Consider the following 13,909-nt stretch of genomic DNA (forward strand, 5'->3'; position numbering starts at 1 on the left):
TTACACCACGAAGCCGGAGACAGTCTGGTTCAGGCTGCCCGCGCGCTCGTTCAGCCCATCCGTCGAGCGGGCGATGCTGTCGCAGTTGGCGGCTGACTTCTCCGTTTCCTCGGCGATGTACTGGATCGCCGTGGACACTTCGCGCGCCGTCAGCAGCTGCTCGTTGGCCGCCTTCGAGATATCCGAGATGGCCAGGGTGGTTTTCGCCACGCCCGAGACGATCTTGTCGAAGGCATCGCTGGCCTGGCGCGAGATTTCGCTGCCGGTAGACACGCGCTTGACGGACTCGTTGATCAGCTTGGAAATTTCCTTGGTTGCCTGCGAGGAACGCTCGGCCAGCTTGCGCACCTCGTCGGCGACGACGGAAAAGCCCAGGCCATGTTCGCCCGCGCGCGCCGCCTCGATGGCCGCGTTAAACGCCAGCATATTGGTCTGGTTGGCGATCTCGCTGATGACCTTGACGATTTCGCCGATGTCTTCCGACGAGCGGTTGATCAGGTCCATCGCCTCGATCGACTTGGCGACGGCGCGCGCGCCCGCTTCGGCTTCCTGCTGCGTGGCTTTCGCCAGGTAGTCGGCGTTCGAGGTGTTTTCCGCGATGGAATTGATGGAAAAGGTCAGGCCGTCGATAGAGGCGTTCATTTCTTCCACCGTGGCGCCCAGCGCCTGCGTGCCCACGGCCACGCCCGTGGCCCGTTCGGCGATGGTGTGCGAGGCTTCGGCAAAGCCGTTTGCCGCTGCCACCACGTCACCGATCACGCCGCGCAGGTCGACGATCATCTTGCTGATGCCGCCCGCCAGCAGATCGATCGGCTCGTCGCCTTCGGGCACGATATTGCAGGTCAGGTCGCCTTGCGCGGCGCGCGCCACGCAGGCCAGCAGGGCCTCGACCTTGCGGCTGTCATTGGCAGCCTTGGCCTGGATGCCGGTTTCCATGTTGACCTGGTCGCTGATGTCGATGGCAAATTTCACCACCTTATAAGGCTTGCCGTTGAGGTCGAGGATGGGGTTGTAGGTGGCCTGTATCCACACCACCTTGCCGTGGCTGCCCAGGCGCTTGTAGCGTCCCGTGTCGAATTCGCCCCGGTTCAGCTTTTGCCAGAATTTCTTGTAGTCGGCGCTGCTGGCGTACTCGGGTTCGCAAAACATGCGGTGATGCTCGCCCTGGATGTCGCCCAGCTCATAGTCCATGACGGAGAGGAAATTTTCGTTCGCGTCCAGCACGTTGCCCTGCATGTCGAATTCGATCACGGCTTGCGCCTTGACGATGGCGCTGACCTTGCCCTCGTATTCGGCATTGCGTTTTTTCAGCGCCGTGACATCGCTGGCGAACTTGACGACCTTGAAGGGCCGGCCTTCCGCGTCGAAAATCGGGTTGTACGAGGCGTTGAGCCAGATCTCGCGGCCATCTTTCGTCACGCGCTTGTATTCGCCCGAGTCGAATTCACCCTTGGCCAGCTTTTGCCAGAACTGCGCGTATTCCTCGCTCTTGGCATATTCGGGCTCGCAGAACATGCGGTGGTGCCGGCCTTCGATTTCCTCCAGCGAGTAGCCGACGGCCTTGAGGAAATTGTCGTTGGCGCGGATGACGGTGCCGTCGAGCTTGAACTCGATCACGGCTTGCGCCTTGCTGATGGCGTCGATCTTGCCTTCGTAATCGGCATTGCGGCGCTTGCTGGCCGTGATGTCGGTGGCGAACTTGATGACTTTATAGGGCTTGCCGTCGGCGTCCAGGATAGGGTTGTAGGAAGCATTGATCCACACCTCGCGCCCGTCCTTGGTCACGCGCTTGTATTCGCCCTGGTCGAATTCGCCGCGTGCCAGCCGGGCCCAGAAGGCGCGGTATTCGTCCGTCTTGACATATTCGGGGTCGCAGAACATGGCGTGGTGCTTGCCCTGCACGTCCGCCAGGGTATAGCCGACGACGCGCAGGAAATTGTCATTCGCATGCAGGATGGTGCCGTCGAGTTCGAATTCGATCACGGCCTGAACACGGTTGAGCGCAGTATTTATCGCTTGTAAGTCCAGATCCTGGGAGTGGCTGACATGGCTGGCTGCGTCCATAAAATATCCTTCAGTGTGAGTCGAGGAATGGGTGGCGCTAATACAGTGACAATGATATAAAACGGCTCGAAAATGATATAGACATGCGGCGATGTGATAATCGGTGAGAATCTGCGCAAGATAATGCAGGCCCTCTCCGGCAACGCCGCTGCTTAATATTAAATCAATTGCAGAGTATTGATTTGAATCAATAATTTTATTATTCCCCAGCCCCTGGCGAAAAACAAGGGGCGTGAATAAATAATGCGAAAAGTGTCGTTATTGGCCAGTGCACGGATATACATGCATATTTATCGCATAATAAAACATTGTTTTTATTATTATTCTTTTATTATTTTTATGAATATCCATCCGATAGCTGCTGCACCCGGCGGGGCGGGTGCCCGCATCTGCTCGGGCGATGCTGTAAGATGACCACCACCTGTGGCGGCGCTCCATGGCGGCGTGCCCGCCACGACAAAAATAATACGAGCGTTCTTTTATGCGGTATAGTGAAGCTTCATCCCTTGCAACCACCTCATACATTGAGTAAAACCAATAAGGAAGAGACATGAGCGCTGAATATCAAGTGAACGGTGCCGTTGCCGTCATCACCCTGGCCAATCCACCCGTCAATGGCCTGGGCCTGGCGACCCGTACGGCTGCCGTGGCGGGCATCCGCCAGGCGCTGGCCGATGCGTCCGTCAAAGCCATCGTCATCACGGGCGCCGGCAAGGCATTCTCGGGCGGCGCCGACATCAAGGAATTCAATTCGCCCAAGGCCCTCACGGAGCCGACCCTGCATACCCTGATCAACGTCGTCGAACAATCCACCAAGCCGGTGGTGGCGGCCATCCACAGCGTCTGCATGGGCGGCGGCCTGGAGCTGGCGCTGGGCTGCAACTACCGCGTGGCCGCGCCGGGCGCGCAAATGGCCTTGCCTGAAGTCAAACTCGGCATCTTGCCGGGCGCGGGCGGCACGCAGCGCCTGCCTAGAGTGCTGGGCCTGGAAACGGCCCTCAACATGATTGTCTCGGGCACGCCCGTGGCATCCGAAAAACTGGCTGGCACGGCCCTGTTCGATGAAGTCATCGCCCCTGGCGCCGACTTGCTGGCCGCCGCCGTGGCCTTTGCGACGAAAGTGGCCGAGCTGCGCCCGCTGCCGAAAGTGCGCGAGCGCAAGGTCGATTACCCGAACCACGAAGCGTTCCTGCAGTTTTCGCGCAATACCGTCAAGGCCATGTCCGGCCCGTTCCCCGCACCGCTGAAATGCGTCGATGCTGTGGCCGCTGCCGTGACGATGAAATTCGACGATGGCCTGAAGTACGAGCGCGAACTGTTCATGCAGCTGGTGCAGTCGCCTGAGTCGAAAGCCCTGCGCCACGCCTTCTTTGCCGAGCGCGTGGCCAGCAAGGTGCCCGACGTGCCGGCCGATACGCCGGTGCGCCCGATTGCCAGCGCGGCCATTGTTGGCGCCGGCACCATGGGTGGCGGCATCGCCATGAACTTCGCCAACGCCGGCATCCCCGTCACGTTGCTGGAAACGCGGCAGGAAGCGCTGGACAAGGGCCTGGCCACCATCCGCAAGAACTACGAAAACACCGTCAAGAAGGGCAAGCTGACGCAGGAGAAGGCCGAGCAGCGCATCGCGCTCGTTTCCGGCACTTTGGCGTATGAAGATATCGCGCAAGCCGACATCGTCATCGAAGCCGTCTTCGAGGAACTGGGCGTCAAGGAAACCGTCTTCAGGCAGCTCGACGCCGTCATGAAGCCGGGCGCCATCCTGGCCTCGAACACCTCCACCTTGGACCTCGACAAGATCGCCGCATTTACCAGCCGTCCGCAGGACGTCATCGGCACGCATTTCTTCAGCCCGGCGAACGTCATGAAGCTGCTGGAAATCGTCCGCGGCAAGCAAACGGGCAAGGATGTGCTGGCGACGGCGCTGGCGCTATCGAAAAAGCTGAAAAAGACGGGCGTCGTTTCGGGCGTGTGCGATGGCTTCATCGGCAACCGCATGATCGAGCAATACAGCCGGCAGGCCGGTTTCCTGCTGGAAGAAGGCTGCCTGCCGGAGCAGGTCGACAAGGCGGTGGAGAAATTCGGTTTCGCCATGGGCCCGTTCCGCATGGGCGACCTGGCCGGCAACGACATCGGCTGGGCCATCCGCAAGCGCCGCTATGTGGAAAAGCCGGAGGTGACGTATTCGAAGACGGCCGACCTGCTGTGCGAACTGGGGCGGTTTGGCCAGAAGACGGGCGCCGGCTGGTATGACTACAAGGCGGGCGACCGCAAGGCCTATCCGTCGGAGCAGGTCAACGCCATGATCATCCAGCATTCCGCCGACCTCGGCGTGGCGCGCCGCAAGATCAGCGACCAGGAAATCGTCGAGCGCCTTGTGTATGCGCTGGTCAATGAAGGCGCGCGCATCCTGGAAGAGGGCATCGCCCTGCGCGCGTCGGACATCGACATGGTGTATCTGACGGGCTACGGTTTCCCCCTGTTCCGCGGCGGCCCGATGTTCTACGCGGATAGTGTGGGCTTGCCGAACGTGCTCGGCACGATCAACGGTTACGCGCAAGGCCGCCACGGCGAAGCGTGGACCCCGGCACCGCTGCTGGTGAAACTGGCGCGCGAGGGCAAGGGTTTTAATGGCTGATGCGACGCTGCCATTGAAGCCAGCAATGTTGTCGGATTACGCGCGGCTACGCCACGCTAATCCGACCTACGTCTTATGCGCTTTTACAGCTTTTACACAAGGCTCAAGAGCCGGGTAGGCCGGATCAGCGCGCAGGCGCGTAATCCGACACGACCACCGACGCCAGCAAGATGGTCGGATGACGCGGTTGTTGTACGTGGTGTTGCGCGGGGTGCCAGAACCGGGCAGGCCGGATTAGCGCGCAGGCGCGTAATCCGACACGACCACCGACGCCAGCAATATGGTCGGATGACGCGTTTGTTGTACGTGGTGTTGCGCGGGGTTCCAGAGCCGGGCAGGCCGGATTAGCGCGCAAGCGCGTAATCCGACGCCACCGCTGACGTCAACCTCACTGCCGGATGACGCGTTTTATTTCTTCCGCGTCAGCATCTTGACCGCCTCGTTGACGATGACGGGATTGTCCTTCTGGATGTAGTAGCCGGTGCCCGTGATGCGCTCGATGGCTGGCGCGCCGGACAGGCGCTGCCAATCCTTTTCCTGGGCCCGCACCAGGTTCTCGAATGAGCCCGTTTCCTCGATGCCGAATTTGTCGCGTACCAGCAGCATGGCCGGTATGCGCAGGGGGCTGGCCATGTCGACATGCTGCAGGCACTGTGCCTGGGCGTCGAATTCCGCCGATTCCGCGCTGTTGAACATCAGCTTGCGCCGCGTCTTCAGCAGCATGGCGTAGGTGCTGGCCTCTGTCTGCATGCGGCTCCATTGCTGCGGGTGCGTGGGGTCGAGCAGCACCAGGCCCGCCACGTCCTGCGGGTACAGCCTGGCATACACATACTGGTACAAGCCTCCCAGGCCATGGCCGACCAGCACATACGGCGGCTTCAGGCCCGCCTGCGCCAGCAGGGCGCGCTGCTGGGCTGCAATGGTGCAGGGATCGCGTGGCGTGCTGGTCTTCTGGCTGTCGCCGTAGCCTGGACGGTCATACACGAGCACGCGGTGCTGCTGCGCCACTTCAGGCACGACCTTGGCCCACACATCCTTGCCATCGCCCATGGCCGACTGGAACACCACGGGCACGGCGCCGTGGCCAGCGAGCGTATAGGCGATGGTGGCGTCGGGCAGGGCGGCCGTGGCCGGCACGCCGGGCGCGGCCGGTTTGGATGGCATCAGCGAGCAGGCGGACAGCAGCAGGCCGGCACTGCCCAGGAGAATGGTGCGCGCGGGGTGGCCGACAAATAAATGATGCATGAAGTTCCTTCTTGGTTCATGGACCGGGGACCGGTATGCGTGCCAGCCATTATAGGCAAATCATGTGAAAGTGAAAATGCCGAACAGAACGGGGAATGCGCCTCTGTCAGCCGGCGTCGGCGCGGTGGCAGACGGCTTCGATGCGGTTGCCGTCCGGATCGAACAGAAATGCGGCGTAATAGCTGGCGTGGTAGTGGCGCAAGCCGGGCGCGCCCAGGTCGAAGCCGCCGTGGGTCACGCCTGCCTGCCAGAAAGCATCGACGGCCGCGCGCGTGCTGGCCTTGAAGCAGTAATGGCGGCGCGGCGCGTCGTCCGGCGCCGGGCCCAGGCGCACGGAAAAATAGCTGCGTTCAGGGTGGTCGGCATCGCTGCGTTCGCCATAGCCGATCCAGGCGTCGGCATGGTCGCTGCCCACCTTGGGCACGTCCAGGGCGGCAAAGATGGCATCGTAAAAGCGCTCGGCGCGCGCCAGGTCGGCGACGGTGAGGGAGACGTGATCGAGCATGGATACTCCACAGTAAACAAGGACGGCCATAGCATAGCCCGGATCGGGACGGCCGTGGGCATTCCTGTGGGGGAGCGACCGAGTCGCACTGGCGGCGGCAAACCGGCGGTCAAGGCCGGCTTGGGGGGAAGGAGGGAAGGAGACAGTGCCGCTCAGCGGGCGCACGAACACGGAGCCGCCGGCGTGCCGGCCGGGGCAGGCGAGGCGCAGGCGGGGCAGGCAGGCGCCGGGCGCGCCAGCCTGGCGACGATGCCGCGGCTGATCAGTTGCACTCTTGGCGCGAACAGCATGACGGCGCAAAAGGCCACGGGCCAGGCGGCAAAGAAGGCATGGCGCCAGCGGGGCAGGAAATCGGCTTGCAGGCCGATATTGAGCCAGGTGACCCAGGCGCTCATCAGCAAGGTCATTATCAGCGACATCAGGAAAGCAAAGACGAGGCGCAAGCGCAGGGCATCGGACATGGGGCACTTTCAGTTATGTGATAAAGATGGCAGCGTAACGACTTGCAGCAATCTATACTAGAGCCATATTTTTAATTTCAAATTCCATAAATGCAATCATGTTAGATGACCTGGCCCTGTTTGTCTCCATCGTCGAGGCCGGTAGCCTGCACGCTGCTGCCGTCAAGGAAGACTTGCCGGCAGCGACCGTCACGCGCCGCCTGCAAAAGCTGGAAAGCCAGCTGGGCTACCGCCTGCTGAACCGCAGCGCGCGCCGTCTGCAGCCAACGGCGGAAGGCTGGCAATACTATGAGCAGTGCCGCGGCCTGGTGCATGCCTTGCGGCAAGCCACGCGGCAGCTCGACGCCAGCCTGTCCGCCATTTCCGGCAGCATCCGCGTGCTGGCGCCCGTGAATTTTGCCAGCGGCCTGCTGACGCCCGCCTGGGTCAGCTTCATGCAGCAGTATCCGGACATCCGCCTGGAGCTGGAACTGTCGAACCTGCTGCAAGACCTGGTGGGCAGCGGCGCCGACCTGGCCATCCGCGTGGGGGCGCTCGACGATTCCTCGCTGATGCAGCGCCGCCTGGGCAGCGCCTCGCTGGTGATGGTGGCCGCGCCCGCCTACCTGGCGCGCGCGGGCGTGCCGCGCGACTTGCAGGAGCTGGAGCGGCACGAGCTGATCGTGGCCGAGCCGCTGCGCAGCTGGCGCTTGCGCCGGCCCGGCGATGGCGCCGAGATGGTGATCCAGCCGCAGGCGCGCCTGCGCGTCAACGAGATGCGCCTGGCCGTGGAGATGGCGGACGCCGGCATCGGCATCTTGCTGTGTCCGCTGCTGCAATGCCGCGACGAAGTGGCCAGTGGCAGCCTGGTGCGTGTGCTGCCCGACTGGATGCCGCAGCCGCGCCATGTGTATGCCGTGTGGACGCAGCGGCGCTACCTGCCGGCCCGCGTGCGCGTGCTGCTCGAGCACCTGGCTGCGTTTGCCGCCAGTAATCCTTTGCTGAACGAGGAGCTGAACAAGGATTAGCTGGCCAGCTGCGTTGCCAGCCAGTCCGTCATCGCGCGCAACGCGGCGGCAAAGCCGCTGGCCGGCACGGCACCGGACCGGGCCTGGGCAAGAAAATAGGCGATCTGCGCCTGCATGGCTGGATGGCTGCGCAGCAACTGCGCCGCATGCTCGTCCAGGCTGGCGGGCCAGCCGCTGTCGCCGTCCTGGCGCAGCAGGTTGCATGAGCGGATCAGTTTGCGCGACGCTTCGCGCTGCAGGCGGCCGATGACGGCAGGGTCGCGTTCCGCATCGAGACACTGCGCATAGCTGGCCAGCACCTGGGCAAAGTCGCCGTTCACGGCCAGGGCGATGGCGCGCGAAGGCGCGAACGGCGCAAAGCGCGGCGCCAGGTCGTCGCCCCACAGGCAGCGGCACTGGTGCTTGAGCCAGTAGCCCCAGCTGTACAGGTTTTCCGGCGCCAGCACCTGGCTGCGGTGGCCGATATCGAAATCGACCTTCCACACCGTGTCGTGGCGCGCCTGCAGGGCCAGACGCACCGCTTCCAGCATGTTGCCCTGCCGTGGCGTGGGCGGCAGGCGCAGCACCAGCGTCAGGTCGAGGTCGGACACGCCAGGCGTGGCATCGCCACCTGCCACGCTGCCATACACATAGATGCCGTCGAGGAAATCGCCGGCCTGCGCGGCCAGGCTGGCGCAGGCGTCCCGCAGCAGGGGAGCGAAAACCGGCTGCAGCGGCGCGCAGGGCGCCGGCGGCAGGAAGGCGGGGGGAATCGTGGACATGCCTGGCGCGGATCGGTTGAAAACCGCCACCATAGCACGCGCGGCTCTGCCGTACGCTGCCATCCTTTCCATAAAGTAATTACCGAGCGCTTGTACTTCGCGCCGGGATCGCGTTAAGATAAGCCGCTCGCTGATCCAGCGGGCAATCTGGTGTTTTTCGCGCAATCCCGTCCCTATCCATGAGAGATGCAATGAAATATCTGATCGTTCCCTTCCTGCTGGCCATTACCGGCTGCGAGGTGCTGTATGACGCGAACCGGGACAAGATCGGCGAGTACTGCAACAGCCTGAATAATTTCGACGACCGCAATGCCTGCCGCAAGCGCAACCAGACCAGCTACCAGCAGTACGTGCAGCAGCGCGACCAGCAGAAACAGGGCGCCGGCGGCAAGTAGGCTTGCAACTGCCGCCGCCCAAGAAAAAACGCCGCTGACAAGTCAGCGGCGTTTTGTTTTACGTGCCCCGGCAATGCGGCCGGGGCGGGCGGGGCATCAATCGTCCGCGTAGATATTGTTGTCCTTGGTTTCCTTGACGAACAGGGTGCCGATCACGACAGTCGCCAGGGCGACGACGATCGGATACCACAGGCCGTAATAGATGTCGCCCTTGAAGGCCACCAGCGCGAAGGCCGTGGTGGGCAGCAAGCCGCCGAACCAGCCGTTACCGATGTGGTATGGCAGGGACATCGAAGTGTAGCGTATGCGGGTCGGGAACATTTCCACCAGCATGGCGGCGATCGGGCCATACACCATGGTCACGTACAGCACCAGGATGAACAGCAGCAAGACCACCATCGGCTTGTTGATCTGGTCCGGATTGGCTTTCGCAGGGTAGCCCGCTTCCTTGATGCCGGCGCCGATTTCTTTCTTGAACGCCGCTTCGTGGGCCTTGCTGTCCGCATCGAAGTTCAGGCCGTCGGCCGTCATGACGGCGTTGAACGACGTGAATTCCTTCGTACCGATGCGCACCTTGGCCACGCTGCCTGCCGGTGCATCTTCCTTCGTGTAGTTCACCGAGCTGTTCGACAGGAAGCCGGTGGCGATGTCGCACGAGGATGGGAACTTTTTGGTGCCCGTCAGGTTGAACTGGAAGTGGCAGGAGGCGGGATCGGCCACCACCACCACTGGCGAGTTCTTCAGTGCTGCTTCCAGCTGCGGGTTGGCGAAGTGCGTCAGGCCGTTGAATATCGGGAAGTAGGTGGCCGCGGCGATCAGGCAGCCGCCGAGGATGATGTACTTGCGGCCGATGCGGTCGGACAGGCTGCCGAAGAACAGGAAGAACGGCGTGGCCAGCAGCAGGGCGATGGCGACCAGCACGTTGGCCGTTGCCAGGTCCACTTTCAGGGTCTGGATCATGAAGAACAGGGCGTAGAACTGGCCCGTGTACCAGACGACGGCCTGGCCGGCGGTCAGGCCGACCAGCGCCAGGATGACGATCTTCAGGTTTTTCCACTTGCCGAACGCTTCCGTCAGCGGCGCTTTCGAGGTCTTGCCTTCGGCTTTCATCTTGGCAAACGCCGGCGATTCATTCATGGCCATGCGGATCCACACGGAAATACCCAGCAGCACCACGGACAGCAGGAACGGCACGCGCCAGCCCCACGCTTCAAATGCCTGCTCGCCCGTCGCCAGGCGGGTGCCCAGGATGACCATCAGCGAAAGGAAGAAGCCCAGGGTTGCCGTCGTTTGTATCCACGCCGTGAACGCACCGCGCTTGCCTTCAGGCGCGTGCTCGGCCACATAGGTGGCTGCGCCGCCGTATTCGCCACCCAGCGCCAGGCCTTGCAGGATGCGCAGGATGACGAGAATGATAGGCGCGGCGATGCCGATGGAGGCGTGCCCCGGCAGCAAGCCGACGATGAAGGTGGAACCGCCCATGATGATGATGGTCACCAGGAAGGTGTATTTGCGGCCGATCATGTCGCCCAGGCGGCCGAAGACCAGCGCGCCGAACGGACGCACGATGAAGCCGGCGGCAAAGGCCAGCAGCGCGAAAATGAAGGTGGTGGTGGGGTCGCCGATGAAGAATTGCTTGGCGATGATGGAAGCCAGCGAACCGTACAGGTAAAAATCGTACCATTCAAAGACGGTGCCTAGCGATGACGCAAAGATGACCTTGCGTTCTTCCGGCGTAATCGGAGTTCCCTTGGTGGAAATCTTCCGTACGTCGGCCGAGCCGGATGGTGTTGCCATGGTTTGTCTCCCTATGTTTTATAGTGAACTGTTGCCGTGGTCTTTTAGACCATTCTTGCACCAGCTGGAGGCGAGTGTGTTCTCCGAACCTTACGTCATGCTTGCTTGAAACTTACACCAAGCTTACAGTGCGCGGCATTTTGTGCCCGCCGAAAGCGTGCGCAACTTTGCGAACGACCGTACTTAAATGTGCTATTCTGGATGTAGTGCCTGCACTGGCAGTGCTTGCACCACCTAACAATTCCCACAAGGAGACACAGCATGAATGAAGCCGTCATCGTATCGACCGCCCGCACGGGCCTGGCCAAATCCTGGAAAGGCGCGTTCAACATGACGCATGGCGCCACCCTGGGCGGCCATGTGCTGGCCGCCGCCGTCGAGCGCGCGCGCATCGAGGCGGAGGAGGTGGAAGACGTGCTGGTCGGCTGCGCCTTCCCCGAAGGCGCGACGGGCGGCAATATCGCGCGCCAGGTAGCCTTGCGCGGCGGCTGTCCCGTCACCACGGCGGGCATGACCGTCAACCGTTTCTGCTCATCGGGCCTGCAGGCCATCGCGCTGGCGGCGCAGCGCATCATCGCCGGCGAAGGCGATATCTATGCGGCCGGCGGCGTGGAATCGATTTCCTGCGTGCAAAACGAAATGAACACGCATATGTACCGCGAAGTCTGGCTGCAGCAGCACAAGCCGGAACTGTACTGGCCCATGCTGCAGACGGCCGAAACGGTGGCCAAGCGCTACCAGATTTCGCGCGAGCGCCAGGATGCGTATGGCGCGCAAAGCCAGCAGCGCGCCGCCGCAGCGCTGGCTGCCGGCCTGTTCGACGCGGAAATCGTGCCGATGACCACCGTCATGGGCGTGGCTGACAAGGCCAGCGGCATGCTGCTGTCGCGCGAAGTGACGATCGCCGCCGACGAAGGCATCCGTGCCGATACGACCTACGATGGCGTGGCGAAGATCCGCCCGGCCATTCCTGGCGGCGTCATCAGCGCGGGCAATGCCAGCCAGTTTTCCGATGGCGCGTCGATGGCCATCGTCATGAATGCGAAAGTGGCCGAAGCGAAAGGGCTGCAACCGCTGGGCGTCTTCCGCGGCTTTGCCGTGGCCGGCTGCGAACCCGATGAAATGGGCATCGGCCCCGTGTTTGCCATCCCGAAACTGCTGAAAAAGGCGGGCTTGACGGTGGCCGACATCGGCCTGTGGGAACTCAATGAAGCGTTTGCCGTGCAAGTGCTGTACTGCGCCGACACCCTGGGCATTCCCATGGACCGGCTGAACGTCAACGGCGGCGCCATCGCCGTCGGCCACCCGTATGGCGTCTCGGGCGCCCGCCTGACGGGCCACGCCCTGATCGAAGGCAAGCGCCGTGGCGTCAGGTACGTGGTGGTGACCATGTGCATCGGCGGCGGCCAGGGCGCGGCGGGCTTGTTCGAAGTGCTGTGACGGCGGACTGACGGCCAGTGTGCGGGCGGCCTTGGGCCGCCCGTTTTCGTTCGGCGACCACTTTTTGCAAGGCGCGCCGATAGCGGGTACAGTCATGCTTCATTGATAAACAACCTCTGCCACCATGATCAAGCACATCGTTTTCTGGAAACTCAAAGACCACGCCGAAGGCGCGGACCGCGCCACCAATGCCTTGAAACTGAAAGCCCTGCTCGATTCCTGCGCCGGCCTGGTGCCAGGCATACTGAAATTCGAAGCGGCCGTGGCCCAGCCTGGCCTGGAAGCGAGCTACGACATCGTGCTGTACAGCGAGTTCGCCAGCCGCGAAGCGCTCGATGCCTATCAGAACCATCCCGAGCACGTGAAAATCAAGCCGTTTTTTGGGGCGGTGCGGGAAGCGCGGCAATGTATGGACTACGAAGTGTAGTGACACCGAACCAAACCTACTGCGCGTCGGTATAGGCGGCCTGCGATGCTCACCGTACTAGAGTACGGTTGCGCGTCTCGACCACCTCTCCCTTCCGCTCGCTACGGTTTTGTTCGGTGTCGTGAATATCAATAGTAGTCATCAACTTTATTGACAGGAGCATTCATGACCACCTACCAACGCATCGTCCTCGCCTCGCGCCCCGCCTCTAATGAGGAAGTGCAGCCGGCACATTTTCGTCTGGAAACTCAAGAGATTCCCGCCATCACGGATGGGCAGTTGCTGGTGCGTAACCAGTACTTGTCGCTCGACCCCTACATGCGCGGGCGCATGAGTGCGAATAAAAGCTATGCGGCGCCGCAGGCGCTCGATGAAACCATGATCGGCGGCACGGTGGGCGTGGTGCTTGAATCGAAGCATCCGAAGTTCGCCGCCGGCGATACCGTCGTGGGGACCTTGGGCTGGACGGAAGTGGCCGTGTCCGACGGCACGATGCTGCGCAAGGTCGATACGACGCATATCCCGGCATCCGCCTACCTGGGCGCCGTAGGCATGCCGGGCATGACGGCCTGGTATGGCGTGAACCAGATCATGGCGCCGAAAGCGGGCGAAACGGTGGTGGTGTCGGCCGCCAGCGGCGCCGTCGGCAGCGTCGTGGGACAGCTGGCCAAGCTCAAGGGTTGCCGGGTGGTCGGCATCGCCGGCGGCGCGGAGAAATGCGCGTATGTCGTCAAGGAACTGGGGTTTGATGCCTGCATCGACTACAAGGCGGGCAATCTGGCGGCTGACCTGGAAGCGGCCACGCCGGACGGCATCGACGCCATCTTTGAAAACGTGGGCGGCGCCGTCTTCGACGCGGCCCTGGCGCGCACCAACGCTTTTGGCCGCATCGCCCTGTGCGGCTGGATCGCCGGCTACAACGGCGAACCGACGCCGATCGACAACGCCCGCTTCATCCTCACCAACCGCCTGACGGTGCGCGGCTTTATCGTTTCCGAGCAGCCGGAATTCTGGCCGCAAGGCCTGGCTGAACTGGGTTCGCTGGTGGCGACGGGCAAGCTGGCCTTCCGCGAATCCGTGGCCGAGGGCCTGGCCAGCGCGCCGGACGCCTTCATCGGTTTGCTGAAAGGTCGCAACTTCGGCAAGCAGCTGGTGAAACTGGCCTGATC

At 62.6% G+C, this 13,909-nt stretch carries 12 protein-coding genes; 6 read left to right on the top strand and 6 right to left on the bottom strand.

The features are described from left to right. Nucleotides 1–2,064 (bottom strand): methyl-accepting chemotaxis protein, encoded by a 2,064-nt coding sequence (locus tag ACQ4WR_RS01125; protein WP_436484743.1) that lies wholly within the window; start codon nucleotides 2,062–2,064, stop codon nucleotides 1–3. Nucleotides 2,065–2,614: 550 nt separating this feature from the next. On the opposite strand from ACQ4WR_RS01125, the gene ACQ4WR_RS01130 reads away from it, so the two are divergent. Further along, a complete protein-coding gene (locus ACQ4WR_RS01130) occupies nucleotides 2,615–4,702 on the top strand; it encodes a 3-hydroxyacyl-CoA dehydrogenase NAD-binding domain-containing protein (RefSeq protein WP_436484745.1) in 2,088 nt (695 codons plus the stop codon). A 408-nt stretch (nucleotides 4,703–5,110) separates the two neighbouring features. Here ACQ4WR_RS01130 and ACQ4WR_RS01135 read toward each other — a convergent pair whose 3' ends face one another. The 3 genes from ACQ4WR_RS01135 to ACQ4WR_RS01145 all read right to left on the bottom strand — a co-directional run bounded on the left by ACQ4WR_RS01135 (nucleotide 5,111) and on the right by ACQ4WR_RS01145 (nucleotide 6,913). Then, nucleotides 5,111–5,947, bottom strand: coding sequence for an alpha/beta fold hydrolase (locus ACQ4WR_RS01135; protein ID WP_436484747.1), 837 nt, complete (start codon nucleotides 5,945–5,947; stop codon nucleotides 5,111–5,113). 106 nt (nucleotides 5,948–6,053) lie between these two features. Beyond that, the gene (locus ACQ4WR_RS01140) at nucleotides 6,054–6,452 is read right to left on the bottom strand and encodes a VOC family protein (protein WP_436484749.1); all 399 of its coding nucleotides are present in this window, start codon (nucleotides 6,450–6,452) and stop codon (nucleotides 6,054–6,056) included. 152 nt (nucleotides 6,453–6,604) lie between these two features. After that, a complete protein-coding gene (locus ACQ4WR_RS01145) occupies nucleotides 6,605–6,913 on the bottom strand; it encodes a DUF2798 domain-containing protein (protein WP_436484751.1) in 309 nt (102 codons plus the stop codon). A gap of 98 nt (nucleotides 6,914–7,011) precedes the next feature. On the opposite strand from ACQ4WR_RS01145, the gene ACQ4WR_RS01150 reads away from it, so the two are divergent. Continuing rightward, a complete protein-coding gene (locus ACQ4WR_RS01150) occupies nucleotides 7,012–7,920 on the top strand; it encodes a LysR family transcriptional regulator (protein WP_102294474.1) in 909 nt (302 codons plus the stop codon). Here ACQ4WR_RS01150 and ACQ4WR_RS01155 read toward each other — a convergent pair. Further along, on the bottom strand, nucleotides 7,917–8,681 hold the full coding sequence (locus ACQ4WR_RS01155; RefSeq protein WP_436484752.1) for a nucleotidyltransferase domain-containing protein: 765 nt from the start codon (nucleotides 8,679–8,681) through the stop codon (nucleotides 7,917–7,919). The genes ACQ4WR_RS01150 and ACQ4WR_RS01155 overlap by 4 nt on opposite strands. A 191-nt stretch (nucleotides 8,682–8,872) precedes the next feature. Between ACQ4WR_RS01155 and ACQ4WR_RS01160 the strand changes: the two genes are divergently transcribed. Beyond that, a complete protein-coding gene (locus ACQ4WR_RS01160; RefSeq protein ID WP_102294473.1) occupies nucleotides 8,873–9,076 on the top strand; it encodes a hypothetical protein in 204 nt (67 codons plus the stop codon). Between the two features lie 96 nt (nucleotides 9,077–9,172). On the opposite strand, the gene ACQ4WR_RS01165 is transcribed toward ACQ4WR_RS01160, so the two are convergent. Then, nucleotides 9,173–10,873, bottom strand: a complete 1,701-nt coding sequence (locus ACQ4WR_RS01165) for an MFS transporter (protein WP_102294472.1) — start codon at nucleotides 10,871–10,873, stop codon at nucleotides 9,173–9,175. A 261-nt stretch (nucleotides 10,874–11,134) separates the two neighbouring features. Here ACQ4WR_RS01165 and ACQ4WR_RS01170 point away from each other — a divergent pair, with 261 nt between their 5' ends. From ACQ4WR_RS01170 to ACQ4WR_RS01180, 3 genes are all read left to right on the top strand, one after another. Next, entirely contained in the window at nucleotides 11,135–12,313 is a 1,179-nt protein-coding gene (locus ACQ4WR_RS01170; protein WP_436484755.1) for an acetyl-CoA C-acyltransferase, read from the top strand. Between the two features lie 124 nt (nucleotides 12,314–12,437). Continuing rightward, entirely contained in the window at nucleotides 12,438–12,740 is a 303-nt protein-coding gene (locus ACQ4WR_RS01175) for a Dabb family protein (protein WP_102294470.1), read from the top strand. A gap of 165 nt (nucleotides 12,741–12,905) precedes the next feature. Continuing rightward, nucleotides 12,906–13,907 (top strand): NADP-dependent oxidoreductase, encoded by a 1,002-nt coding sequence (locus tag ACQ4WR_RS01180; RefSeq protein ID WP_436484757.1) that lies wholly within the window; start codon nucleotides 12,906–12,908, stop codon nucleotides 13,905–13,907. Nucleotides 13,908–13,909 lie beyond the last annotated feature (2 nt).

This window comes from Janthinobacterium amylolyticum (assembly GCF_051380655.1).
GTDB lineage: Bacteria > Pseudomonadota > Gammaproteobacteria > Burkholderiales > Burkholderiaceae_D > Janthinobacterium.

Excerpts from the sequence above, each read along its gene's own strand:
- ACQ4WR_RS01170 (WP_436484755.1), top strand. The coding sequence starts at position 11,135 with ATGAATGAAGCCGTCATCGTATCGACCGCCCGCACGGGCCTGGCCAAA.
- ACQ4WR_RS01180 (WP_436484757.1), top strand. The coding sequence starts at position 12,906 with ATGACCACCTACCAACGCATCGTCCTCGCCTCGCGCCCCGCCTCTAAT.
- ACQ4WR_RS01150 (WP_102294474.1), top strand. The coding sequence starts at position 7,012 with ATGTTAGATGACCTGGCCCTGTTTGTCTCCATCGTCGAGGCCGGTAGC.
- ACQ4WR_RS01130 (WP_436484745.1), top strand. The coding sequence starts at position 2,615 with ATGAGCGCTGAATATCAAGTGAACGGTGCCGTTGCCGTCATCACCCTG.
- ACQ4WR_RS01125 (WP_436484743.1), bottom strand. The coding sequence starts at position 2,064 with ATGGACGCAGCCAGCCATGTCAGCCACTCCCAGGATCTGGACTTACAA.
- ACQ4WR_RS01140 (WP_436484749.1), bottom strand. The coding sequence starts at position 6,452 with ATGCTCGATCACGTCTCCCTCACCGTCGCCGACCTGGCGCGCGCCGAG.
- ACQ4WR_RS01155 (WP_436484752.1), bottom strand. The coding sequence starts at position 8,681 with ATGTCCACGATTCCCCCCGCCTTCCTGCCGCCGGCGCCCTGCGCGCCG.
- ACQ4WR_RS01145 (WP_436484751.1), bottom strand. The coding sequence starts at position 6,913 with ATGTCCGATGCCCTGCGCTTGCGCCTCGTCTTTGCTTTCCTGATGTCG.
- ACQ4WR_RS01135 (WP_436484747.1), bottom strand. The coding sequence starts at position 5,947 with ATGCATCATTTATTTGTCGGCCACCCCGCGCGCACCATTCTCCTGGGC.
- ACQ4WR_RS01165 (WP_102294472.1), bottom strand. The coding sequence starts at position 10,873 with ATGGCAACACCATCCGGCTCGGCCGACGTACGGAAGATTTCCACCAAG.
- ACQ4WR_RS01175 (WP_102294470.1), top strand. The coding sequence starts at position 12,438 with ATGATCAAGCACATCGTTTTCTGGAAACTCAAAGACCACGCCGAAGGC.
- ACQ4WR_RS01160 (WP_102294473.1), top strand. The coding sequence starts at position 8,873 with ATGAAATATCTGATCGTTCCCTTCCTGCTGGCCATTACCGGCTGCGAG.